A 23,752-nucleotide genomic window follows, 5' to 3' on the forward strand; every position below is an offset into this window, starting at 1 on the left:
CCTCAATGCCGCCCGGACGCTGGTTCGCGCGGCTATTTGGCCCGAAGGTCAGCCTCAGCCTGGTCAAGAAACCATGCATAGGTTTCGCGGATTCCATCTTCGAGATTGACCCGCGCGCGCCATCCCATATCGGCAAGCCGGGTTACGTCCATCAGCTTGCGCATGGTCCCGTCCGGTTTGCTGGTATCCTGCGTGATCTGCCCGGTGAATCCGACTGTCCTGGCAATCATTGCAGCCAGTTCAGCGATCGAGATATCTACCCCGCAGCCGACGTTTATGTGACTTAGCATGGGTTGAGTGTTCTGTTCATAAACATCGCGGGGCAGGTCGAGCACAAATAGCGACGCCTCGGCCATGTCATCCACATGCAAAAACTCGCGGCGCGGCTTGCCAGTGCCCCAGATAACCACCTCGTCCTGCCCATCCCTTTGCGCCTCATGAAAACGGCGGATCAAGGCGGGCAGCACGTGGCTGTTTTCCGGGTGAAAGTTATCGCCCGGCCCATACAGGTTTGTCGGCATGACCGAGCGATAATCGACCCCGTGCTGGCGGTTATAGCTTTCGCACAGTTTGATACCGGCAATTTTGGCAACTGCGTATGGTTCATTGGTCGGCTCCAATACGCCAGTCAGCAGGGCGTCTTCACGCATGGGCTGTGCGACGGCCCGCGGATAGATGCACGAGCTACCCAGTTGCAGAAGAGAGGTCACGCCTGCGGCAAATGCCTGATGGATGACGTTACATTCAATCATCAGGTTTTCATAAATGAAGTCGGCAGGGTACGTATTATTGGCGTGAATTCCGCCCACTTTGGCCGCTGCAAGAATGACCACGTCGGGGCGTTCCGCTTGCATGAAGTCCCGCACAGCAGCCTGATTGGTCAGGTCCAGTTCCGCATGGGTGCGCGTGAGCAGAGACAGCGCTTCACCCACCGCTTGCCGGTCCTGCAAACGGCGCAGGATTGCGCCTCCGACCATACCGCGGTGCCCGGCAACGTAGATTTTGCGCACGTGCCCCACCTCAGCCATTTTCCAGACTTACAGGCAGGTCAAACCCATGCTCTTTCAACAGGGCGTGGCGTCTGGCTGCTTTGAGGTCTTCCGACACCATCTCGGCGCACATTTCCTGAACGGTCAGCTCAGGCTCCCACCCCAGTTTGTTCTTGGCACTTGACGGATCGCCCAACAGGGTTTCAACTTCGGCAGGGCGGAAATATTGAGGGTCGATCCGCATGACCACATCGCCCTGTTTCAACGCCGGTGCCTTATCGCCGCGCACGGATTTGACAGTGGCGATCTCATCCACACCGTCGCCTGTGAACTCGAGCGATACACCCAGCTCGTCAGCCGACCATTCTATGAACTGCCGAACGGAATACTGAACGCCGGTCGCGATCACGAAGTCTTCGGGCTGATCCTGTTGCAACATCAGCCACTGCATCCGCACGTAATCCTTGGCGTGGCCCCAATCCCGCAGGCTGTCGATATTGCCCATATACAGGCAGTCCTCGAGGCCCTGCGCGATATTCGCCAGACCGCGGGTGATCTTGCGTGTCACAAAGGTTTCGCCCCGGCGCGGGCTTTCATGATTGAACAGAATGCCGTTGCACGCATACATGCCATAGGCTTCGCGGTAGTTCACCGTGATCCAGTAAGAATACAATTTGGCCACGGCATAAGGTGATCGTGGGTGGAAGGGCGTGGTTTCACGCTGAGGGGTTTCCTGAACCAGACCGTACAACTCCGAGGTCGAGGCCTGATAGAAGCGTGTTTTCTTTTCCAGACCAAGAAACCGGATGGCTTCCAGCAAGCGCAATGTGCCAATCGCATCCACGTCGGCCGTGTATTCGGGCGATTCAAAGCTGACCGCCACATGAGATTGCGCGCCGAGGTTATACACCTCGTCCGGCTGAACCTCCTGAATGATTCGGGTCAGGTTGGATGTGTCGCTCAGGTCACCGTAATGCAGGTGCAGACGCGGGTTGGGAACATGCGGGTCCTGGTAAATATGGTCAATACGCTGCGTATTGAATGAGGACGCCCGGCGCTTGATACCGTGAACTTCATAGCCTTTTTCCAGCAAAAATTCGGCCAGATATGATCCATCCTGCCCTGTGATGCCGGTTATTAATGCAGTTTTTGTCATCGTCGCGTTCCACAAAACTCAATCTGGCTGATTGCACTCTCAGAAACAGCAAGATACCCCGGATTGCAAGCCAAGGCCGTCTGCAAGCATGGAAAGCGGCGGAACTTTCCTGCGTGACGACGCGCCAAGTCCGGCATTTCGGAGAAAGGAAATGAAAGATGCGTATAGCGATGATCGGAACCGGATATGTCGGTTTGGTATCGGGCGTGTGTTTTTCAGATTTTGGCCATGACGTAGTTTGCGTCGATAAAGCCGCCCAGAAGATCGAGATGCTGCAGGCTGGTCAGGTTCCCATCTATGAGCCCGGGCTTGACGCGTTGATGTCAAAAAACGTGGCTTCAGGCCGTCTGAGCTTTACAACCGACCTTGCCGCTGCCGTCGATGGTGCTGACGCAGTCTTTATCGCTGTTGGAACACCGACCCGTCGGGGTGATGGTCACGCCGATCTGACATATGTCATGGCCGCCGCAGAAGAAATTGCCCAGGCCGTGACCGGATATACCGTCATTGTCACCAAATCGACGGTTCCGGTTGGAACGAACCGGCAGGTACACGCGGTTGTTTCAGGCGCCAACCCCAGCGCCGATTTTGACGTTGCCTCAAACCCGGAATTCCTGCGTGAAGGCGCGGCGATTGACGATTTCATGCGACCCGATCGGGTTGTCGTGGGCGTCGAAAATGATCGTGCCGCCGAAGTCATGGCCGAGATTTATCGCCCTCTCTACCTGCGAGATTTTCCAATTCTGACAACGGATCTAGAAAGCGCCGAGATGATAAAATATGCGGCGAACGCATTTCTGGCGACCAAGATCACCTTCATCAATGAAATCGCGGGGCTGTGCGAGCGTGTGAATGCCGACGTCAAAGAGGTTGCGCGCGGCATCGGTCTGGATGGTCGGATCGGGAACAAGTTTCTGCATGCCGGCCCCGGCTATGGAGGTTCCTGTTTCCCCAAGGACACGGCGGCTCTGGCCCGGATCGGGCAAGAACACGCGTATCCCATGCAAATCACCGAAACGGTTATTCGCGTCAATGACGGGGTCAAAAAACGGATGATCGAGAAGATACGCGACGCCTGTAATGATAGCTTCAATCAAAAAACCGTTGCTGTCCTCGGCGTGACATTCAAGCCAAACACGGACGATATGCGGGACGCCCCGTCGCTGGCGATCGTGCCAGCCCTGATCGGTGGCGGAGCAACGGTTCGCGTCGTGGACCCGCAAGGCCGTGCCGAGGGTGAGGCCTTGCTTCCCGGTGTTGAATGGTGTGACGACCCCTACTCTGCCGCCGAAGGAGCAGATGTTGTTGTCCTGCTGACCGAGTGGAACGAATTCCGCGCGCTCAACCTGCCGGAACTGGCGGCTGCGATGAAGTCACCGCAAATGGTCGATCTGCGCAACATCTATTCCAAACGGGCCGCGCTGAAAGCCGGGTTTCAAAGCTACGTTGGCGTTGGCCGGTAAACAGCACCTCAGGGCGCAGCATAAAGCGGAACCGAATTGTCAGCGCCCTGCGCCAGTGCCTTGCTTTGATCCTGGCGCACCTGCTCATAAAGGGCGAGCGCCTCTTTCGAGAACAACGCGTTTGGGGGTTCAACGTGCAGAAAATTACTTTGCGCGTCCCCTCCCCGCGCTGGCATCGCGTAATCCCGTTCAGCAACAAGCTGCCTAGCATTTGGGTTCAGATACCGGATCGCCAGACCAATTCGCCGGTCATCTGAGCGGTTCGGACCCGACCCATGTATCGTCAACCCATGGTGCAAGGACATCTGTCCGGGCTTCAATTCGATGTGGGTCTTGTCTTCTTCGGCGACCTCGACGGCGATCTCTTGTCCGCGCGACAGCAGGTTGGTTTCCGAATACGTATCGTTATGCGGCAGGATCGGATTCTTGTGGCTTTCCCGCACAAAATCCATGCATCCGCTCTCTACGGTTGCCGGCGACAGGGCAATCCATGCGGTCACTTGATCCGGTGTTTCGCCCATACCCCAATATGTCAGGTCCTGATGCATCCCGACCGTGTGTTTGGTCTGAGGTTCTTTGACAAAAAACTCGGCGGACCAAACCATGATATCTGGCCCCAAAACACCCTGAACCACATCCAGAACGCGGGCATCCAGTGCAATGCGCGCGGCCATCGGCATGACAAGATGGGCGTTCACACGCTTGTAGGTATTCAACGGCAGCGGAAGATCCGCGTCCCGCCAATCGTGTTCGATCCTTTCGAACTCGGCGCGTATTTCCAACGCTTCTTGCTCGGAAAATACAGTCAAAGGAAATAGGAAGCCGTCCTCCCAGTAGCGGGCCGATTGCGCTTGGGTCAGCGTGGACTGATGTTTGGCGGTCTGATCAGACATGCGTGTTCCTCCCCGATGCATGGTTGGGAAAGGATAAGACGGGGTTCACATTTCACAGAACGCGATCTCTTGCCTGTCAGACTAAGTTCAGCTTAGCCTGCGTCACATGGCAACCCGTATCCCCTCCCTGAATTGGTTGCGCGTCTTCGAAGCGGCGGCGCGAACCGAGAGTTTCTCTCGTGCAGCCGCGCAGTTGAACATGTCGGCCGCAGCCGTCAGCCAACAGGTCAAGGCACTGGAAACCCAACTGGGAACACCCTTGTTCCATCGCCATGCCCATTCCGTCACCTTGACCGAAGCGGGTCGCGCCTATTTGCCGTCGGTTCAGCAATCGCTTTTGATGCTTGCAACTGCGACGACCGGACTGTTTGGGGAAACAAGGGAACAACGGCTTTACGTTCAGTCCGTGTTGTTGTTCGCCCATGGGATCCTTGCGGCGGGATTACCAGATTTTCATGCATCATATCCGCAGATCAATTTGTCACTGACCACTGGAAACGTGACCTCGGACTTTGCCAACCGGTTTACCGACCTTCAGATCGTTTTCGGAAACCCGTCCCTGTTTGGAACCGAAGGGGATGAACTGCTTCGCGAAGAACTTTACCCTGTTGCGCCTCCGGACGTGGCGGCCCAGATAAACCAGCCGCAAGACCTGTTCAGATATACGCTTATCGAGGTGTCCACGCACCGCGCAAGCTGGCCACACCTTTTCGAAGCTCTTCGGTTACCAGCAGGACAAGCCCGGTACTTCTTCGCCGACAATTCGATCATGGCAGCAGAGCTGTCCGCGCGCGGAGGCGGCATTGCCTTGGCCCGCGCCCCGGCGTCTGACCGGATCATGTCATTGTCTGGCCTGGTGCCATGTCTGGACGGTGTCACGGTTCCGGGCCAAGAGGCGTATCACCTCATATATCAGTCACGCGCGGCCCTGCGGCCTTCGGCCCGTGCCTTTCGCGCGTGGATCATGGACTACAGCGCAGCCGTCCAGACTCTATAACGCCCCTGCCCCGTCACTTCGCGGATCAAACCCCGGTCTGTAAAGCGATCAATGTTGCGCTGAACCGCCGCACGTGAGGCTTGCGTCAACTCTTGCGCCAATGGCGCCGAAACCATGGGCCACGACCTAAGAACTTCAATCAACAAAGGCGGCGTGCGCCCGCTCAGGTCGTGGATGGCGTCACGGGCGCGGACCTCCCACGCGTTCACGCGGTCAAGGTGCAAAAGACCAGCCAGTACCGCCTGCCCTGCCCCCCTGATCCATGCCGAGAGTTTTTCGTCGGTGGCCCCTACCCCGCGCAGGGCTCCGGGTCCCGACAGCGCCAGCGGCATGAACATCGCTCCGCCCCTGCCCATAGTCGCGCCATGTCTGGCGGCAATTATCGCGGCTTCCGTGTCCTGCCCAACCCTTTGAGACAGCGCGCGCCACGCATGAAACCCGATCGCGGCCTGCGTGACCGGATGCAAACCTTCGGCGTTCTCCATGACTTCGGCCAGATCAGCAACTGCTTCGGGAACCTCTTCGATCCCCTGAGCCAGCCGATCAAGAAATGCCGTCAGACCCGAGGCCCATCCCCCTTCTGACGGACCGGCACCCGAGGTCAATCGGCGGACAGCCCAGCCTGCGCGAAACAACGCCTGCACATCGTCTCCGGTCGCCCCAATGCGCAAACCTGTCCATAAGGCCAGCCGATCGACACTGATGCGATCACCGGTCCACCACCCCAAATCCGACACATCCATAAGAGCCAACCGATGTGTCCAACCTTTTGGCCCGGCCCTAAGACGCTCGTCCAACGCCCCAAACGTGGCGGCCAGATCTGCCAGCTCGAAAGAAAGTTCGGCCTGCGCCGCACGCCAATCGCGTGGATCAAACAGCAGGCGACGATCGGCCTTTGGTCCCGGTAGCAGGAAGTCTTCTTCCACCTCTCCGTCACCGTCGACAGGCAGAAACCAAAGATCATCCTCTTCCGACGGGTCAGCATCATAGATGCTTGGAGGTCCGAGCGCAGTGTCGTCCTCATCTTGGTCCGGCCTGACAGGATCTGATGTCATGACCGCTATATTTCTGTTATTTGCAGTCCTTCACAAGGCGTTTTCGAACACCAAGGGAAATCAGCTTTTGAAGGTCTGGGTCAATATTTCCAGCTGACCATCCAGATCGGTCTGCTCGTCACTGCCGATCAGCATAAACCCATACCCGTTCCGCGACCATGTGGCCGTGGCCAGACCGCTTAGAACCGCAAGGTTTACGTCCTTGGCAGGCGCGCCCTCGCCCTGTCGAATGACGCAAAACGCGAAAGGTTGGCCTTGATCATCCGCAAAGACCACCTGTATCAGCGGCTTTCCGTTGAAGGACAGGACCTGCGCCCGCTTAAGCTCCAGCCCTGGCAACGCTTCAAGCGTGTCGCGCTGCAAGGTCCGGCCAAGTTTTGCTTCGGCCAATGCAAACTGGGAATCCAATTCCGGAGTGGAATTGTCCAAAGACGCAATCGTTTCAGGAACATACAACGACTGGTAAAGGGCTGCTTGCGCGGCCCAACCCAGAGGTTCGGGGCGGGTTGCCCAAAAAGTCGCTGACACAGCCAAAACCGCAACCGATGCCGCGACAGCGAATAACCGCCACGGCCCGCGCGTTGGCGACTGCGACGGGTCGCGCACTTCATTTGGAAGCTGCACCGTTGGTGCTTCCGCTGGAATGTTTACAAAGACGGATTGCACCACGGGCGCCATCGTATCCAACGCCATCAGGCGCGCTTCAAGGTCAGGGTCAGACTCGACCGCAGCTTCAATGGCGTTGGCCTGGTCTTCCTCTGCCGTTCCTTGCAGATACGCTTTCAGCGTCTCATCGGAGAACTTCATCGGCCACTCCGTTGAACGGTGCCCGCCGCTTCATGCTGCATGACAGTCTTAAGTTTCTGCCGGGCATTCGACAGCCGGCTCATAATAGTTCCAATCGGTACATCCAGCAACGCGGCGGTTTCGCGATAACTATAACCCTCAACAAACACAAGCATGACCGTTTCCCGTTGCGCCTCTGGCAATTGCATCACTTCCGTAAACACTTCAGCCGCGAAAATATTCGTTTCTGAATCCGGTCCCGGTGCAATTAATTGGGCTTCCGGTGTTACCGACAACGCCTGAGCCTTGCGGACCGAGCGTGATCGCACCTCATTCAGCCAGATCGAGCGGCAGATTGTCATCAACCAACTGTCCAGCCGGTCATGCGACGTTACCTGATGATGACGCTCCAACGCGCGAAGGCAAGTCGACTGCAACAAATCGTCAGCCACGTCTGATGCCCCGGACAACGCCAGCCCAAAACGCCATACGCGCTTTGAATGCGTCTGGATTGCGCCGCGCACGGCTTGTTCTGAACTAATTTGACCACCCATCGAATAAACAGCGACCTGTGTGTGTTTGTCTTTCACGGTTCCGGCCCGCGCGGTCAGGAGTGGCACAAACTCAGGAGGAAAGAAATGAAACTTCTGCTCAAAGCAGTCACGATTGCGTCGGCAATTGTTGCAGGCCCGGTTGCGGCCGAAAGCTGGACACTGGTTCCCGAGGGGTCTCATCTGGCCTATGGAAGCATCAAGAAAGACACTGTTGGGGAAGTCAATTCCTTCACAAACCTGTCTGGTCAAGTTGGCTCTGACGGAAAAGCCGTGATCGAAATTGATCTGTCTTCGGTTGAAACGAATATCGACATTCGCAACGAACGGATGATCGAACACGTGTTCCGCAACGCAGGCACCGCCCAGTTGTCAGCCGAGTTCGACATGGAAGAACTGACGGCTCTTACCCCAGGTGACTCTGCAATCATCGACGTCGAAGCGGTGCTGTCTTTGGCCGGAACGAATGTTGAGCTGGATACCGAGATGTTCGTAATCCGGGTGTCCGACACTTCGGTCATGGTTTCGACAAATGATATGGTGTTTCTGAGTACCGAAGATGCCGGTGTGAATGCCGGGATCGACACGCTGATGGATCTGGCCAGCCTCTCTGGTATCACGCGCACGGTCCCCATCACCGCGCGACTGTTCTTTAACATGGACGACAAAAAGGCCGAAGCGACCCCTGCGGCCTCGGCCCCTGTGCAAGTTGCGCTGGTCGAAGGCGACCCCTCTTCTGGCAAGAAGGTCTATCGCAAGTGCAAGGCCTGTCATCAGTTGAAAGAAGGACGCAACGGCGTTGGCCCGTCTCTGCATGGGATCGTCGGTGCCGGAGCAGGACAGGTGGACGGGTTCAAATATTCTGACCCCCTGCTTGCGTCCGGAATTGAATGGGACGTCGATGCCCTGACCCGCTTTCTGGCCGACCCCAAAGGTACTGTCCCCGGCAACAAAATGCAGTTTCCGGGGCTCAAGAAACCGGAAGACATCACCAATGTCATCGCTTACCTGCAAGCAGAATCGCAGGGGTGACCGCGAATTCCGGTTCCCTTTGACCGTCTTGCCGCGCTATCTCTTGCGCATCTTAAGTTCAGGAGATGCAGCGCATGAGCGAGACGGTCAAACTGAAGCTGGAAGACATCCAAACCCTGTGTCTGACCGTATTGGCCAAGTCAGGCTACGGGCCTGATCATGCGCAGGCCATCACCGAGACGCTGGCTACCTGCCAGTTCGACGATTGTCAGTCTCACGGCCTTTTCCGGCTTTTCATGTGCGCCGAAACGATGAAGGCCGGGAAGATTGACGGGCACGCCGTACCCGTAGTGACCCCATCCGACAACGCAATCGTCCGTGTGGATGCGCAAGGCGGGATATCCCTTCTTGCGTTCCAAAGCGCCCTGCCGGTTCTGATCGAAAAAACCCGTGCGCACGGTATCGCAGCGATGGTGATCAACCGGTGTTTTCATTTCTCTGCCCTATGGCCGGAGGTCGAGCGTCTTTCCTCGGCTGGTCTTGCGGCAATGGCCATGGTGCCCAGTCATTCCTGGGTGGCCCCGGCCGGGGGAACCCGGGGCAGCTTGGGTACAAACCCGTTGGCATTCAGCTGGCCCCGCTCGGGCAAAGATCCCTTTACTTTCGATTTTGCCACAAGCGCCTTCGCCCGCGGAGAGATTGAATTGTACCACCGCGCCGGAAAGCCGCTTCCGGACGGCGTGGCCATTGACAAGAACGGTAACCCGACAACCGACCCGCAGGCTGCAATGGAAGGCGCGATGCTGACATTTGGCAGCTATAAGGGATCAGCCCTTTCAATCATGATCGAGCTACTGGCCGGACCTTTGATTGACGATCTTACCAGTCTTGAAAGTATGGAATTCGCAGACGGTGCAGGCGGTGCGCCTTTTCACGGTGAGATCATCCTGGCCTTTGACCCCGCCCAGTTCAGCGGCGGTCGCGTAACGGAAAATGACGCGCGGGCCGAGCGTCTGTTTGCTGACATTACCGATCAGGGGGCACGCTTGCCATCGCAGCGCCGCTTTGCTGCCCGCAGCCGGAACAAAGCGCGGGGGTTTGTTGAAGTTTCGAAATCGCTTTACGATGATCTGCAAGTGCTTGCCCAACAGGTCTGAGGCCTCTTCCCCTTGGTGATGCGGCTGGCTAAGAAGGTTCTCCAACCATTTTCAGGAGACCCAATTGGACCGCATCGCCCGCACCATCGCCACCGAAATCAGCGCTCGGCCCGAACAAGTCGAAGCGGCGGTCAAACTGTTGGACGAAGGGGCCACTGTGCCGTTTGTCGCTCGCTATCGCAAAGAGGCGACAGGCGGGTTGGACGACACGCAGTTACGAGAGCTTTCCGACCGCCTGATTTATCTACGAGAGCTGCAGGCGCGTCGTGATACGATCCTAAATTCGATCAAGGATCAGGGAAAATTAACCGAAGACCTGGCCAAGTCCATCGCGCAGGCGGACACCAAGGCGCAGTTGGAAGACATCTACCTGCCCTATAAGCCCAAACGTCGGACCAAGGCGATGATTGCGCGTGAAAACGGACTTGAGCCGCTTGCAGATGCCATTCTTGCGGATAGGAATGCAGACCCGGACGTGTTGGCATTGGGGTACGTAACCGATGCGATCGCAACGCCTAAGGACGCATTGAACGGTGCCCGCGACATCATCACAGAGCGCTTGACCGAAAACGCCGGATTGCTGGGCGAGCTTCGCGCATTCATGCACCGTGAGGCATTACTGTCAGCCAAGGTGATCGAAGGTAAACAGCAAGAAGGCGCAAAGTTCAGCGACTATTTCAATCATTCCGAGCTATGGGTCAAGGCACCCTCGCACCGGGCGCTGGCGATGCTGCGCGCGTCCAAGGAAGGTGTCGTGACACTGGATATCGCACCACCCCCCGAAGATGGGGCTGCACGGGCCGAAGCGATCGTGGCCGCGCATCTCCATTCGCGCACAGACGCGCCCGGTGACGTCTGGCTGCGCAAGGTCGCCGGCTGGACCTGGCGTGTTAAACTATCGCTGACCATGATGGTTGAGCTGATGGCCGACCTGCGTAGCCGCGCGCAGGATGAGGCGATACAAGTTTTCTCGCGCAATCTCAAAGACTTACTATTTTCGGCACCTGCCGGTGCCAAGGCGACGCTGGGCTTGGACCCGGGCATTCGCACCGGAGTTAAGGCCGCTGTCGTCGATGCAACGGGAAAAGTCCTTGCGACAGAAACTCTTTACCCGTTTCAGCCCAAGAATGACCTTGAAGGTGCGAAACACACGATTCTGACTCTCGTACGGACGCACAAGATCGAACTGATCGCCATTGGCAATGGCACTGCAAGCCGAGAAACAGAAAGGCTCGTTTCTGACGCGCTGAAGCACATTGCAAAGACTGAAAGATCGCCGACCAGAGTCGTCGTGTCCGAGGCGGGTGCATCTGTCTACTCAGCCTCTGAACTTGCTGCTCGCGAGTTCCCCGATCTGGATGTGTCATTGAGGGGTGCCGTTTCGATTGCACGCAGATTGCAGGATCCCCTGGCCGAGTTGGTAAAGATCGAACCAAAGTCGATTGGGGTCGGGCAGTATCAGCATGATGTTGATCAGCATCGGCTGTCACAGTCTCTGGATTCGGTCATTGAGGATGTGGTGAACGCGGTCGGCGTCGACCTGAATACTGCATCAGCCCCCCTTCTCTCTCGTGTCTCTGGTTTGGGGCCAATGTTAGCAGAGTCCATCGTTGCCCATCGTGACGAGCACGGCGCATTTAAGTCTCGAAACGAATTGCTGGACGTCGCGCGCCTGGGTCCTCGTGCCTTTGAACAAAGTGCCGGGTTCCTCCGCATTCAAAACGGGTCCGAGCCACTGGACGCCTCTTCGGTACATCCCGAGGCCTATGACGTTGCACGACGTGTGGTGGCTGCCTGCGGGCGAGATTTTCGCCAGATCATGGGGCATGAAGGGGCTTTGAAGTACCTGCAAGCCGCACGTTTCACAGATGAAAGATTCGGTCTTCCCACCGTTCAGGATATTTTCGCCGAACTTGAAAAACCGGGACGCGATCCCCGACCCAGTTTTGTCACTGCCTCTTTCAAGGATGGGATTGAGAATATCTCGGATCTGAAACCCGGAATGAAGCTGGAGGGGACGGTAACGAATGTCGCGGCGTTTGGGGCATTTGTCGACATCGGCGTTCATCAGGATGGTTTGGTTCACGTGAGCCAATTGGCAGATCGGTTCGTCAAAGATCCCCATGAAGTTGTTCAAACCGGTCAGGTCGTGAAAGTCACCGTCGTCGACATTGACGTCAATCGTAAGCGAATTGGCCTGAGCATGCGTAAAAACAGTACCACATCGAACAAGCAAAATAACGGCGATAAGGCTGCAACGAAGAAAAGCAGAAATCCAAAAGGAAAAGAAACACAACGCGCAAAAAAAGGAAATAATGCGCAGTACAACGCGCTTGGAGACGCGCTGCGATCTGCGATGAAAAAGCATTGAGTTCCGTTACCTTAAGTACTGCTTTACTTTTATTCGAATGCCTCTGGCTCAAGCTCTTCCCAGAAGGCAAATATCTTGGTGGCGTTCAGACCTGAACGCCACCCATGCGACCGGAAATGTTCTCGGTCGAGATCATGGTCCAAGCCTGCCATGAACAGTCTTTTATCAGCGTCGCGCTGCGTGGGGTTTCGCCGCGAAACCAACTCTTCGACAATTGAGAGTTTCCTGGACCTCTCAGTACGTTCCGCAGCACGCGCGGCGTAGGCCCTGTCTTCCTGAGCTTTTTCTTCTTGTCTCAATCGTGCTGATTCAACTGCTTCGGGACTTGGAGCGGGCGGCTCTTCATCAAGTGGCGCTTTGTAGTTGTCACGCAGGGCCGCGGACAGGTACCCGAGGGTGGACTTCACACCGCCCTGCCCTGTCACATAATCCAGCTTTTGCTGAACGTATTTTTCACCATGTTCTGCTATCCACTGTCGCGCCAACCGGTCCGACACCCCCTGCTTGCGCAGCGTTTTATAGACTGAAAGATTTCGAACCCCATCACTATCGTCGATTTCGAACATAGCCTTTTGGGGATTCCCCTTAATGCGGAACCTTATGTCCGTGACGGACCGTCCCTTCTTTTGGAACTCAGGCTCTATAAGGATATCTGAGCTTTTGTTTACTTCTGCGACAGCCGGTTTGATGATCTTTGCGTTCAGATGCTTGAAGCTACTGTAGTAGTCGCTGCCATCAACGCCCATAAGTTTGCGAAACACATCCAATGCCCACCATCCAGTAGAACCGGTTCTCACAAATCGATAACAATTTTCGTATAGGGCAAGGCCATGACCCGAACTGAAGTTTCGCTGTATTTGTACGTTGATCAGTGCATAGATCTTTGGGTCGTAGAGTTTCTGAGCCAATGCGGGCGAATAGGCATATTCGCAAACGCCATTCTTGAGCTTTGCAAAACTGAGCAGCGAGGAAACCCCCCACTCTTGCCGACCTTGTTCGTCAAGCATGTCCCATTCTGCCACGGTTTCCGCCAGCGCGCGCAAGCTTGCACGTAGCGTATCAAAATCATTGGAATTATATCCAACCATCATGGCCAGGGTACGAGCATCGATTGTATGGGTGGATGCCGATGTCAGCGCATCATACGCGTTGAGCAGAAGAACATTGGATAGCTTTCGTTGAAGCAACGTGAGCTTGCCGCTGATATGTATCGCAGCGACATTCTTTTTTACCGTCTCCCGACGCAAAGCGCCTGAAAGGTGATCCATGTCCAATTGTGTTACCGGCATGATTCTGCCCGACTGCTCGTTTCAGTATTTGTTGCACGAAGGGTACCCAAAGATCAATCCACATTGGGTACCCGATTACAGGATGAAGCCCTTCCCGCAAACGGGTACCTCACTGCGGATTGCAGGAAGTTATCCCCAGCAAGACGTCTCCCACGACTCTCCGAGCAATCGTACCTACATCATGGCGGCAAATAATTGGCCTAAATAGGGTCTGAATTCTTGAGGAACCAATCAGACCGAGAATCGGTACATGTCCTACTGAGTCCGGCCACCTTTGATCCTGTAACCAGGTACCTTTGCTCCTGTTATTAGGTACCTGATGTACTGAATTTGGGCCCCCAAAGAACGCTACCTTATTGTTTTATAAGGATTGTTCTCTGTCAAAGATTCTAAACATTCTAAAGAATCAAAACCTTTTGTTGTGCTCCTTTTTTTGTTTTTTAAGGGTTTCGTGGCGAAACTCGGACAATTCCGGGAATTCTGTGGACAACTTACCGACTAAGGATAGCTTTTCAGAAAAATGTGCGCTACCTTGGATAATATACGTCGCTAAGGCGAACATTTCCTGAGGCTCAGACAGTGAATAAATCTAACCCCCCTCAACTGCCGCCCTATCTAAATCTCGATCCCGAAGTGGCAGCAAACAAGTTGCCAAATCCTATCGGGACTTCGCGATTCGCAAAAGCCGCGGCTTTCTGCACAAAAGGCCGCGAGGACCTAGCGCGTCGAGGCTATGCCCCCGATGGAGAAAAACGCCTTCGCCGTTTCTCTATCTGGGAGATAACAAAATATCTCATACCAGTAGCCCCTGCGCACCTTCGGCGTGTCCTTAAGGCCAACCCGGATCTTCCGCAGGGCGAAGGAGAAACCGGTTCAAAGTGGTTTTCCCTGGAAGACGTTCTTACGTTGCGGAAGCATTTTGCGTCTGAAGGTGTGAGCACCAAGGAATACGTACCATATCGCCCTGAGGGACTGCCCGCTAAGGTCGTTGCCGTGGCCAATTTCAAAGGGGGCGTTGGAAAAACATCCACGGCAGCGCATCTTGCTATGTCTGCTGCCTTGGATGGATATCGCGTTTTGGTCATCGATCTTGACAGCCAGGGGTCGATGACATCGATCCTCGGAGGTAACGTCGCAGACGAGTGGCAGACCGTATTTCCGCTTATTGCAAAAGATTATGCGCAAGCCGTACAGCAGGAAAACCGCGTCCGGAGCGCGGCCGGGCAACCAGAAATTCTTCTGGACGAGACCTTGAATGAAGCTCTTAAGACTGGACCGGGCGATGTTATTCAAAAAACGCATTGGCCCAATATTGATCTTATAGGAGCTCAGCTAAATTTGTACTGGGCTGAGTTTCAGATACCGGTTTGGCGCATGGGTTTGCGCAGTTGGCCTTTGTGGGACGGCTTAACCAATTTTCTGCAGCAGGACGGTGTTTTGGATGACTACGACATAGTTTTCCTGGATACGCCTCCTGCACTTGGGTACCTAACGATCAACGCTCTGGCCGCAGCAGACATTTTACTGGTCCCACTCGGGGCTTCATTTCTGGAGTTTGACTCGACAGGTCGATTCTTCGATATGCTCTACACGACCTTCGCCAGTATCGAAGATGGCGAGAACGCTGCTCAGCGCGCCGCGGGCCTTCCGGAACTCAAGTTTGAATGGGACGTTGTCCGGGCGATAATCACCCGGTTTGACGCCAGCCAACAGACAGATATGGCGAATGTAATTCAAGCCTATTTCGGGGACTTCATGAACGCCTATAGGCAGGACTACACCGCCTTGGTTGGCCAAGCAGGAGAGCAGGTCAATGGTATCTATGAGGCGGATTACCGCGATTTCAATCGCGATACATATGTTCGAGGTCGCGAAACCTTCGACAGGACTTACGCGGAGTTCAAAGAGGTGCTGATCGGGTGCTGGTGGCGCGATGCCCATATGGGAGATAAGACAGATGGCTAAACGCAGAAGATTGTCCGCTCCGGATACAACGGAATTGGAACAGATGGAGGCAGGTTTCGCGGCGAAACCTTCGCTTAATCCGTTTGAGTCAAATGGGGCTACGCCACCGATTGCCAAAGTTGCTGCCGAAGCCGCTACATTAAACAGTATGGCCTCTGTCACAGACAGGGTTGCACTGGCTCGGGATCAAGGAGACGCAGCGCGTTGGCGCGACGCCCAAGAAACTGGACTGGTTGCTGAAATGATTTCGCTGGACCAGATAGATGCAGATTTTATTCGCAGGGACCGAATGGCCGAAGACGATGAGGCCATGGATGAATTGTTGGATTCACTGCGTTCACACGGTCTGAGAACGCCGATCGAAGTGACCAAAGTCGGTGACGGCTTTGGTTTGATTTCAGGGTATCGAAGGCTCAAAGCGTTCCGGCTGCTTGCCGATACCAATAGCACCTTTTCATCGATCCCGGCCTTTGTGCGAGAAGCCGGGTCGGGGCAGGGTGCCTATATTTCGATGGTGGAAGAGAACGAGATACGTTCCAACCTGAGCCCATACGAACGTGGACGGGTTGCTGTTCTTGCGGCGGGGCAGGGGGTTTTCGAATCTACAGAAGCTGCTGTTGATGCGCTCTTTGCGGCGGCGTCTAAAGCAAAGAGATCGAAAGTTAGAAGTTTTGCGATTGTGCATGAAGCGCTGGGTGACCTCCTTCAACATCCGGTGAGTCTCTCCGAGAAAGCCGGTTTGAAATTGGCCTCGGCCCTTCGATCCGGCGCACAGTCCAAACTACGGCAGGTCTTGGCTGATGCTGGAACACTTGAAGTGCGGGAGGAATGGGCGTTGTTGGAAGAAGCTCTGAAATCGGAGCCGAAGCCAACAAGGGATAAGGCACGCGGCGGACGACCGCAGCAAGTCCTGCATCTGAAACCTGTGCCACTTCCTGGCGGCGGAAAAGTTTCCGCCGAGCTTTCGTCGACAGAAGTGCGGATAAAAATAAGTTTGCAAGACGTCTCAGCCGAGGATGCTGAAGAGTTAGTGAAGCAAATAGCGGATCATCTCAGCTAGTTTCGTGACGAAACCTGTTTTTGAATGACTACTAATCCGCGGACGAAGACGTCAATTAGCGGGCATTATGAATGCTGCAGTAAGTCTGTGCATGGTGGTGCGCATAAGGAGTAAAAAATGAGCATTAACTTCCTGCGAAGTAATGAGGAAAAGGTTCCAAGGCTAATGGCGACAGCCAGTGCATGTCGATTATCCGCGCCTGATGGCTGCGGCAGACACCGCCATTTCAGCCGACGGACGCCGCGAACCTTGAGGAGCTAGAGGTCACTCAAACGATCTGCAAAGGTCAGTACCCGCCCGAAATCAGTGTTTTACGACAGAACCATTTACATCGCGAAATCGTCACGTTGTACTAACCCGATACCGATGGACCACTTTCATCCAAAGCGACGAAGTCCTTGACCAAATTTGATGCGGTGTTCTTCAATGCGAAAGAAGAGTTCAAGTGCTCAGAAATAGCGACTCGATAAACTGCAACGAATTACTAGACACAGGGAAGCATGCCGGTGAGTAGCAGGCGATAGTCCTGCAGCCGGTGCACGCGAAAGGATCAAATGTCTGATATCTTGCGCTGGCTAGAGAAACATGGCTTGTCCAAATATGCTGAGGCATTTGCAGATCACGAGATTGAATTAGGTGATCTAACCGAACTAACCGACAAAGATCTCACTACAATCGGGCTTCCCTTGGGTCCGAGGCGCCGATTCATGAAAGCTGTTCGAGCCGACGCACAGGGAGAGGATTACCCGCGCAACACTGCCTTAGGTCCCGCGATCGTCGCTGAGCGTCGGCAACTTACCGTCATGTTCATAGATTTGGTTGGATCAACGGAAATATCCCAGCGCGTCGATCCGGAAGATTTGGCGGAAGTACTGCGACTGTTCAAAGAAACCTGCGCTGCGTCGGTGGCCGCTTTTGATGGCCATATTGCGAGTTACTATGGCGATGGGATTATGGTCTTTTTCGGGTTTCCTCACGCGCACGAAGATGACCCAGAGCGAGCCATTCGTGCAGGTCTTCGCATTATCGAGGAAATTCCAGCCATCCGCACTCACGCCAAACTGAACGTCCGAATTGGGATCGCAACCGGGTTGGTGGTTGTAGGCGACCTACGTGGTGAAAAAATGTTTGAGGACGGAACGGCAATGGGGGAGACACCCAATCTGGCCGCACGTCTACAAGCAATGGCTGAGCCCGGGACATTGATCGTCGCCCCCAATACTCATCATTTGGCGGGTGATGCTTTCGAATACGTTCTGCGTGGCGCATTCAAGCTTAAAGGTTTTGCCAGAGAGGTCGAAGCCTGGCAGGTGACAGGAGCACGGGAAACAGTCAGCCGTTTCATGGCAGAGGATAACGAGGTTCTGAACCCTTTGATCGGACGCGCCGCAGAATATGAGGCGCTTTATGAAAAGTGGAAGTTGGCAAGTGGCGGGCAAGGGCAAGTCGTGCTGGTGTCCGGCGAACCAGGAATCGGCAAGTCTCGATTAGTCGAGGAACTCAGGCAGAGCATTCCGAGGATGTCGCACACTCAAACGCGATATCAGTGTTCTCCCTACCATTACGCGAGTGCGTTTTATCCGGCCATTCGTCAAATTGAGAATGCAGCGGGCCTTCGTTCAGACGACAAAAACGAAGTAAAACTCAAAAAGATATCCTCTGTTCTAAGTGACCAGTCCGACCACACACTGAAGCTGGCCGCGTCCCTTCTTTCGGTTCCGTTTGAAGACCAATTGGGGGAACTGAACCTGGCGCCACAGCAACTCATGGATCAGACGTTAGAAATGCTGTTGGGCAATCTGACCTCGCAAGCAGAGCAAAAGCCAGTGTTGCTCTTGTTTGAAGACGCGCATTGGATTGATCCGACAACTAAATTGTTGCTTGACCGAATTGCTGATCGGATTCGTGATCTTCCAGTGTTGGTCGTAATGACATTCAGACCTGAATTCGACCCTGGTTGGGCATTGCAATCCAACCTTTCTAAATTGGTCTTGAAGCAATTGGACTTTCACCAGGTCAAAAACATTGTGGACGAAGTTGCAAAAGGGCATTCGATTTCTGACGAAATGTACAATGTCGTCGCTGCCAGATCCGATGGCGTCCCGCTATTTGTCGAAGAAGTGACAAAAGATCTATTGGAATCAGGGGTTTTGACAAAAGGACGGGACGCATACTCGAAGGGTGGGGCGTCCCCGGCAAACTCGGTCCCAAGCACGTTGCATGATGCACTTATGGCGCGGCTTGACCGACTGAGCTCCGTCAAGGAGGTCGGTCAGATCGGGGCGGTTATCGGACCTCAGTTTTCTTTTCCGTTGATCGCCAAGGTCGCTCTGATCAGCGACAAGGCGTTGCGCGCGGGGTTGGAACTTTTGGTCGACGCAGGCATTGTGACAGTTTCTAAAGAAGAAAGTCTTGAAATATTCAGCTATCGCCACGCCCTAATTCGCGACACAGCTTACAACAGCCTCTTGAAGAGCGAGCGCCGGGTCTTGCACGCACGTGTTGCGCAAACCTTAGGCGGCAACTCAACCCATATTGGTGATGCCAGTCCGGAAATTCTGGCTCACCACTACACGATGGCTGGTATGAGTAGGGAGGCAATCGACTATCGCTATCTCGCCGGTCAGCGCGCAATCCAACGCTCTGCCAATATCGAAGCGAACACGCAGCTATCCTTAGCGATTGAGCAGTTGAGCCAACTGCCGGATAGTGTTGAACGGGATCAGAGAGAAATTGAGGTTCAGGTTCTCAGAGCAGGTGTTTTAAGATCGACTGCAGGAATAGCCGCCGATGAAACAGGGACCGTTTACGCAAGAATACGCGACTTGTGTGAACGGGTGGATGAAACAGAACATCTGTTCCCTGTTTTGAATGGGTTGTATTCCTTTCATTTGGTGCGTGCTGAGTATGACTTGGCGAGAAGCGTCGCAGCGCAATTGCTGAATTTGGCAGATACAACGGGTGAGACTCACCATCAAATGGTAGGGCATCGAGCCATGGGCGCAGTGCTGTTTCATATTGGAGAACTAGACCCTGCATACGAGCATTTGAGTCAAGCGTTAGAGCTTTACAGTCCGAAACGCGACGGGCATCTGGCCTACATATACGGATCTGACCACGCAGCGATCACGTCCTGCTTTTTGAGTTTAGCTATTTGGATGCGCGGAGAGCCTGACGCTGCACTTGAAGTCCAGAAAAGAGCGGTCGCTGCGGCGCAAAAGCTGGAGCATGCGCATAGCATAGCACAGTCGCTAACCTACCTGTGTATGCTCTATCTTCTGCGCCGCGAACCTGGACAAGTCATTGAAGCCGCAAATCAGTTGGAGAAACTGTCTTCAAAACACTCGTTCACCTTCATGTCGCTTACTGCAACGCTCTGGCGAAGCTGGGTGGATGCCTACCTTTCCCCTGAGCCGGAAAACATCCACGCATTACGACAGGCATCGGAAGCATGGTGGGCCAGCGGAGCTGGGAATTACAAACCTTTCTTTTTGACGTTGATCGCGGAACTCACGTTGAAAACGGGAGATCGGGAAAATGCCTTTCAGTTGTTAGCCGAGGCTCGCAGGTACCAAAGCCTTACAAACGAAGGATGGGCGCAAGCTGAGACCGACCGGGTTTATGCTCTCGTTATTTCCGAAAGCCGGTTCGCCGAAGTAGAGTTTTGTGAGGCTTTAAACACCGCAAAACGACAGCAAGCAAATATGTTCGAACTTCGGGTTGTCGTAGACTACATTAAAGTCTGTCAAAAATTCGGACAGACCCCTACACCCAATTTTGGCTTAAGTGCTGTCTTAGAAACGGTCAAAGGAGGAGAGCAAACAGTCGACGTGATCAACGCCAATGATCTGCTTGATAAGACAGTTTTAGGCAAAATATCAGGAGCTTAGTCCGTTGCAAATCGCGAAAACCACGATCGCAACGGACATCCACTCACTGCTCTTGTCACTCATCCCGAAACGTCTTGGTCATCGCATCACGGATGGGTCGGGAAAGATATGAGGCAACCAGACGCTCGCCTGTTGAGACCAAGACCTCCACCGGCATGCCGGGTACCAGTTCCTTGCCATCAATCTTGCCATATTCGACCGCCGAGACTTCGACTTCGGCACTATAATACACCGCTCCGGTGACCGGGTCCGAGAGTGTGTCGGCGGACACCCATTTCACCAAACCGTTCAGCTCAGGCGTTTGGTTGTAGTTAAATGCCGTCAGACGCACCCGTGCATCCTGCCCGGGCACGACACGGTCAATCTCGGTGACTGGAATATTTGCCATCAGAACCGGCTTTTCTGCTACGGGCACGATATCCATCAGCGCCTGACCCGGCGCCACGACACCGCCCTTGGTGTGAAATCCCAGATTCAAAACGCGCCCATCCAGTGGGGCCAGGATCTGGCTTCGGGCAATCCGGTCTCGGACCGTCGTTTGGCGCTCATAAGCTTCGCGCAATTGCTGAGAGACCGCTGTCAGTTCGGTCGACACCTCTTCACGCCATGTGGCCGCATCACTGACCAGAGCGCTTTCAACCTCGGCCACCTGTGCCAGAACGCTGTCGATCTGCGCCGCGTTCCCTGACAGGCCAGCTTCAAGATCAAGCACCGTGCGCCGGACCTGCAACAAACGCGTGACATTGGCCAAGCCTTTTTCGTGCAGACCCGCTACCGTTTCCAACTCTTCCTGGGTTAGCTTTTGGTTGGCTTCCTGCGATTTGATCTGACTGCGCAACCCCGATACCTGCGCCAGCAACGCCAGCTTTTGCGTCTCCAACTGAGTTGTGTTGGCGCTTTTGGCCATTGCGCGACTTTCGAACAATTGGGCTTCGCTGGCAAAGATTTCCTTGCTGCTGTCCGTTTCCGAAAAATCCGAGGCCAGCAGAGTGAAGTCCGTCGTGTCTAGTTCGGCGCGTAGGCGTGCCTTGCGCACGGACAATGTCTCGATCTGGCTGGTCAGGGCGTTCAGTTCGGCCTGATCCCTTGTGGTGTCCAGACTGACCAGCACCTGACCCTGTTTAACCGCATCATCCTCCGAGACGCGAATTTCGTAGATGATCCCGCCTTCAAGATGCTGGATCGTCTGGCGGTCCGTTTCCAACGCGACCATGCCGGGCGCGACGATTGCGCCGTCAATCCGGGTGGTCATCGACCAATAGGCCAACCCGCCCACTGTCAGTGCCATCACAGCGCTGCTGAAGGCAATCCATCTGCCAAAGCGATCTGTCGGGGTTGTTGCATCCTCACGCATGTGTCTCATCCTTATCTTTTGACGCGGTGGCAGCCGCCTCAGTGCGCGATTTCTTGGCGCGGTTCTCAGAATAGGTTCTCAGAATTTCATCCCGTGGGCCAAAGGCCGAAACCATGCCCTGATCCATCACCAACACCTTGTCGGCCTGATTAAGAGCACCGAGACGATGAGCGATGATGACAACGGTCTTGCCTTGGTCTTTCAGACGGTCGATCGTCATGCTCAGTGCGGCGGTGCCTGCGGCGTCAAGGTTCGAGTTCGGCTCATCCAGCACGATCAATGACGGGTTTCGATACAGAACTCGGGCCAGGCCAATCCTCTGTCGTTCGCCACCCGATACGGCGCTGCCTGCTTCACCCAGCGCAGTGTCATAGGCATTGGGCAGCTTCAGGATCAGGTCATGCGCGTTGGCTGCCTGTGCTGCCTGCAATACGTCGGAATCTGTGGCATCTGCTTGAAAACGAGCGATATTTTCGCGGACCGTGCCATCGAACAGTTCGACTGTCTGCGGCATGTAGCCGACCGAATCCCGCAATTGCACGGCATTCCAATAGGTCATGTCCGCATTATCCAGACGTACACTGCCACGGCTGGGTTCCAGCGCGCCGATGATAACGCGGGCGAGGGTGGATTTGCCCGATCCGCTGGGTCCGATCACGGCCAGAACTTCGCCAGCCTTCAAAGACATCGACACGTTTCTAAGCGCCATCTTCGCACCGTCAGGCGTGGTAGCGAATACGTTCTTCAACTCCAGATCTCCACGAGGGTGGGGCAGCTGAACCGAGCTGCGCGCAGCCGGGTAGTCGGTCAGCAACGTGTTCAGTCGCTGCCGCGCGGCGCTGGCGATAACATATTGACGCCAACTGCCGATGGCCTGATCCGCCGGGGCCAACGCGCGGCCAACCAGAACCGAGGCTGCGATGATGGAACCGGCGCTCAAATCACCGGAAATGGCCAGATACGCGCCCAGGCCCAACACGGCGGACTGCAGCATCAGCCGCACTGTGCGCGAGATCGACGACAGCGTCGCCGCCATATCGCTGATCCGGCTTTGCCTGACCTGCGCCTTGCCGTTCAGTTGGTGCCAATGCTGGTAAAGATCGTCCCGCATCCGCATCGCATGGGTGACTTCGTGGTTGCGGATCACGTCGTTCAGAATTCGTGCCCCGCGGGTCTGCAGCGGGGTGGCGCGGGCGATGCCGCGTTGGGTCAGCGCGTTATTCAGGATCGCGACACCGACCAGAAACACCACCCCGGCGAGACCGGCGTATCCCAGCCATGGATGCAGCAGATAGGCAAATCCCAGATAGATCGGCGTCCAAGGCGCATCGAATATGACGGCCAGGGTCGAGCCGCCGACAAATTCTCGGAGGGTGTTCAGATCTCCGACAGCGTCGCGCCCCTTGGCACCACCTTCTTTGACAGAGCGTTCAATCTGGGCGTCAAACACACGCTTTTCCAGCATGTTGCCGATGCGATTGCCGATGCGCACCAGAATGCGCGAGCGCACGAGGGACAGAAGGCCAAACACCAGATACAGACCCAGCATCAGCACACTGAGGGCAAACAGCGTCTGATAGCTTTGGCTGGGCAGGGCGCGGTCATACACCAAAATCATGAACAAAGGGCCGGTTAGCATTGTCAGGTTGATCACCATGCTGATGGCGCCAATTGAAAAGAGACCCGGGCGAGCAGCGCGAACGGCTTGCTCAAGCTCGGTACGTTTGAGGGAACTGTGGGACATGGCGACCCTCTTTCTGGACAAAAGTTAACGGGAAAGGCGGCGGCGACCGTCGGGCCGCCG

Annotated in this window: 17 protein-coding genes; 8 read left to right on the forward strand and 9 right to left on the reverse strand. The window is 55.2% G+C overall.

Features of this window, described 5'->3' with window-relative positions; all coding sequences use genetic code 11:
* Nucleotides 1-32 precede the first annotated feature (32 nt).
* The gene (gene fcl / locus ACR0MS_RS09190) at nt 33-1,010 is read right to left on the reverse strand and encodes a GDP-L-fucose synthase (protein WP_480574153.1); all 978 of its coding nucleotides are present in this window, start codon (nt 1,008-1,010) and stop codon (nt 33-35) included.
* A gap of 10 nt (nt 1,011-1,020) precedes the next feature.
* Entirely contained in the window at nt 1,021-2,145 is a 1,125-nt protein-coding gene (gene gmd / locus ACR0MS_RS09195; RefSeq protein ID WP_480574156.1) for a GDP-mannose 4,6-dehydratase, read from the reverse strand.
* Between the two features lie 158 nt (nt 2,146-2,303).
* Here gmd and ACR0MS_RS09200 point away from each other — a divergent pair, with 158 nt between their 5' ends.
* Nucleotides 2,304-3,608, forward strand: coding sequence for a UDP-glucose dehydrogenase family protein (locus ACR0MS_RS09200; protein WP_480574159.1), 1,305 nt, complete (start codon nt 2,304-2,306; stop codon nt 3,606-3,608).
* Between the two features lie 8 nt (nt 3,609-3,616).
* Here the strand turns inward: ACR0MS_RS09200 and ACR0MS_RS09205 are convergent, their stop codons facing one another.
* Nucleotides 3,617-4,501 (reverse strand): phytanoyl-CoA dioxygenase family protein, encoded by an 885-nt coding sequence (locus tag ACR0MS_RS09205; protein ID WP_480574161.1) that lies wholly within the window; start codon nt 4,499-4,501, stop codon nt 3,617-3,619.
* 106 nt (nt 4,502-4,607) lie between these two features.
* On the opposite strand from ACR0MS_RS09205, the gene ACR0MS_RS09210 reads away from it, so the two are divergent.
* The gene (locus tag ACR0MS_RS09210; protein ID WP_480574164.1) at nt 4,608-5,498 is read left to right on the forward strand and encodes a LysR family transcriptional regulator; all 891 of its coding nucleotides are present in this window, start codon (nt 4,608-4,610) and stop codon (nt 5,496-5,498) included.
* Here ACR0MS_RS09210 and ACR0MS_RS09215 read toward each other — a convergent pair.
* From ACR0MS_RS09215 to ACR0MS_RS09225, 3 genes are read right to left on the reverse strand one after another with little or no spacing between them, the layout of a single operon-like run.
* Complete coding sequence (locus tag ACR0MS_RS09215) at nt 5,471-6,553, reverse strand: helix-turn-helix domain-containing protein (protein ID WP_480574167.1); 1,083 nt, start codon at nt 6,551-6,553, stop codon at nt 5,471-5,473. The two genes, ACR0MS_RS09210 and ACR0MS_RS09215, sit on opposite strands and share 28 nt — an antisense overlap.
* Before the next feature lie 60 nt (nt 6,554-6,613).
* On the reverse strand, nt 6,614-7,360 hold the full coding sequence (locus tag ACR0MS_RS09220; RefSeq protein WP_480574170.1) for an anti-sigma factor: 747 nt from the start codon (nt 7,358-7,360) through the stop codon (nt 6,614-6,616).
* Nucleotides 7,357-7,929 carry an RNA polymerase sigma factor gene (locus tag ACR0MS_RS09225; RefSeq protein WP_480574173.1) on the reverse strand — a complete coding sequence of 191 codons (573 nt, stop codon included), beginning with the start codon at nt 7,927-7,929 and terminating at the stop codon, nt 7,357-7,359. The genes ACR0MS_RS09220 and ACR0MS_RS09225 overlap by 4 nt, the downstream gene beginning before the upstream one ends.
* Before the next feature lie 48 nt (nt 7,930-7,977).
* Here ACR0MS_RS09225 and ACR0MS_RS09230 point away from each other — a divergent pair, with 48 nt between their 5' ends.
* The 3 genes from ACR0MS_RS09230 to ACR0MS_RS09240 all read left to right on the forward strand — a co-directional run bounded on the left by ACR0MS_RS09230 (nt 7,978) and on the right by ACR0MS_RS09240 (nt 12,390).
* Nucleotides 7,978-8,922, forward strand: coding sequence for a c-type cytochrome (locus ACR0MS_RS09230; RefSeq protein WP_480574176.1), 945 nt, complete (start codon nt 7,978-7,980; stop codon nt 8,920-8,922).
* A 74-nt stretch (nt 8,923-8,996) separates the two neighbouring features.
* Nucleotides 8,997-10,019, forward strand: a complete 1,023-nt coding sequence (locus ACR0MS_RS09235; RefSeq protein ID WP_480574179.1) for an Ldh family oxidoreductase — start codon at nt 8,997-8,999, stop codon at nt 10,017-10,019.
* 64 nt (nt 10,020-10,083) lie between these two features.
* Nucleotides 10,084-12,390, forward strand: a complete 2,307-nt coding sequence (locus ACR0MS_RS09240; RefSeq protein WP_480574182.1) for a Tex family protein — start codon at nt 10,084-10,086, stop codon at nt 12,388-12,390.
* Nucleotides 12,391-12,419: 29 nt separating this feature from the next.
* Here ACR0MS_RS09240 and ACR0MS_RS09245 read toward each other — a convergent pair whose 3' ends face one another.
* Nucleotides 12,420-13,679, reverse strand: a complete 1,260-nt coding sequence (locus tag ACR0MS_RS09245) for a replication initiation protein (RefSeq protein ID WP_480574185.1) — start codon at nt 13,677-13,679, stop codon at nt 12,420-12,422.
* Nucleotides 13,680-14,258: 579 nt separating this feature from the next.
* Between ACR0MS_RS09245 and ACR0MS_RS09250 the strand changes: the two genes are divergently transcribed.
* The 3 genes from ACR0MS_RS09250 (at nt 14,259) to ACR0MS_RS09260 (ending at nt 20,594) form a co-directional block, all read left to right on the forward strand.
* A complete protein-coding gene (locus ACR0MS_RS09250; RefSeq protein WP_480574188.1) occupies nt 14,259-15,644 on the forward strand; it encodes an AAA family ATPase in 1,386 nt (461 codons plus the stop codon).
* A complete protein-coding gene (locus ACR0MS_RS09255) occupies nt 15,637-16,704 on the forward strand; it encodes a ParB/RepB/Spo0J family partition protein (RefSeq protein WP_480574191.1) in 1,068 nt (355 codons plus the stop codon). Before ACR0MS_RS09250 ends, ACR0MS_RS09255 begins: the two co-directional genes overlap by 8 nt.
* A gap of 554 nt (nt 16,705-17,258) precedes the next feature.
* Complete coding sequence (locus tag ACR0MS_RS09260; RefSeq protein WP_480574194.1) at nt 17,259-20,594, forward strand: AAA family ATPase; 3,336 nt, start codon at nt 17,259-17,261, stop codon at nt 20,592-20,594.
* A gap of 55 nt (nt 20,595-20,649) precedes the next feature.
* On the opposite strand, the gene ACR0MS_RS09265 is transcribed toward ACR0MS_RS09260, so the two are convergent.
* Complete coding sequence (locus ACR0MS_RS09265) at nt 20,650-21,948, reverse strand: HlyD family type I secretion periplasmic adaptor subunit (protein ID WP_480574197.1); 1,299 nt, start codon at nt 21,946-21,948, stop codon at nt 20,650-20,652.
* Nucleotides 21,941-23,692, reverse strand: a complete 1,752-nt coding sequence (locus ACR0MS_RS09270; protein ID WP_480574200.1) for a type I secretion system permease/ATPase — start codon at nt 23,690-23,692, stop codon at nt 21,941-21,943. The genes ACR0MS_RS09265 and ACR0MS_RS09270 overlap by 8 nt, the downstream gene beginning before the upstream one ends.
* Nucleotides 23,693-23,752: the final 60 nt, after the last annotated feature.

The organism is Ruegeria sp. CJ2, from assembly GCF_056536745.1.

What these genes read in the sequence shown, in the direction of transcription:
- gmd (WP_480574156.1), bottom strand. Translation starts at nt 2,145, where the DNA reads ATGACAAAAACTGCATTAATAACCGGCATCACAGGGCAGGATGGATCA.
- ACR0MS_RS09200 (WP_480574159.1), top strand. Translation starts at nt 2,304, where the DNA reads ATGCGTATAGCGATGATCGGAACCGGATATGTCGGTTTGGTATCGGGC.
- ACR0MS_RS09205 (WP_480574161.1), bottom strand. Translation starts at nt 4,501, where the DNA reads ATGTCTGATCAGACCGCCAAACATCAGTCCACGCTGACCCAAGCGCAA.
- ACR0MS_RS09210 (WP_480574164.1), top strand. Translation starts at nt 4,608, where the DNA reads ATGGCAACCCGTATCCCCTCCCTGAATTGGTTGCGCGTCTTCGAAGCG.
- ACR0MS_RS09215 (WP_480574167.1), bottom strand. Translation starts at nt 6,553, where the DNA reads ATGACATCAGATCCTGTCAGGCCGGACCAAGATGAGGACGACACTGCG.
- ACR0MS_RS09220 (WP_480574170.1), bottom strand. Translation starts at nt 7,360, where the DNA reads ATGAAGTTCTCCGATGAGACGCTGAAAGCGTATCTGCAAGGAACGGCA.
- ACR0MS_RS09230 (WP_480574176.1), top strand. Translation starts at nt 7,978, where the DNA reads ATGAAACTTCTGCTCAAAGCAGTCACGATTGCGTCGGCAATTGTTGCA.
- ACR0MS_RS09235 (WP_480574179.1), top strand. Translation starts at nt 8,997, where the DNA reads ATGAGCGAGACGGTCAAACTGAAGCTGGAAGACATCCAAACCCTGTGT.
- ACR0MS_RS09245 (WP_480574185.1), bottom strand. Translation starts at nt 13,679, where the DNA reads ATGCCGGTAACACAATTGGACATGGATCACCTTTCAGGCGCTTTGCGT.
- ACR0MS_RS09255 (WP_480574191.1), top strand. Translation starts at nt 15,637, where the DNA reads ATGGCTAAACGCAGAAGATTGTCCGCTCCGGATACAACGGAATTGGAA.
- ACR0MS_RS09260 (WP_480574194.1), top strand. Translation starts at nt 17,259, where the DNA reads ATGTCTGATATCTTGCGCTGGCTAGAGAAACATGGCTTGTCCAAATAT.
- ACR0MS_RS09265 (WP_480574197.1), bottom strand. Translation starts at nt 21,948, where the DNA reads ATGCGTGAGGATGCAACAACCCCGACAGATCGCTTTGGCAGATGGATT.
- ACR0MS_RS09270 (WP_480574200.1), bottom strand. Translation starts at nt 23,692, where the DNA reads ATGTCCCACAGTTCCCTCAAACGTACCGAGCTTGAGCAAGCCGTTCGC.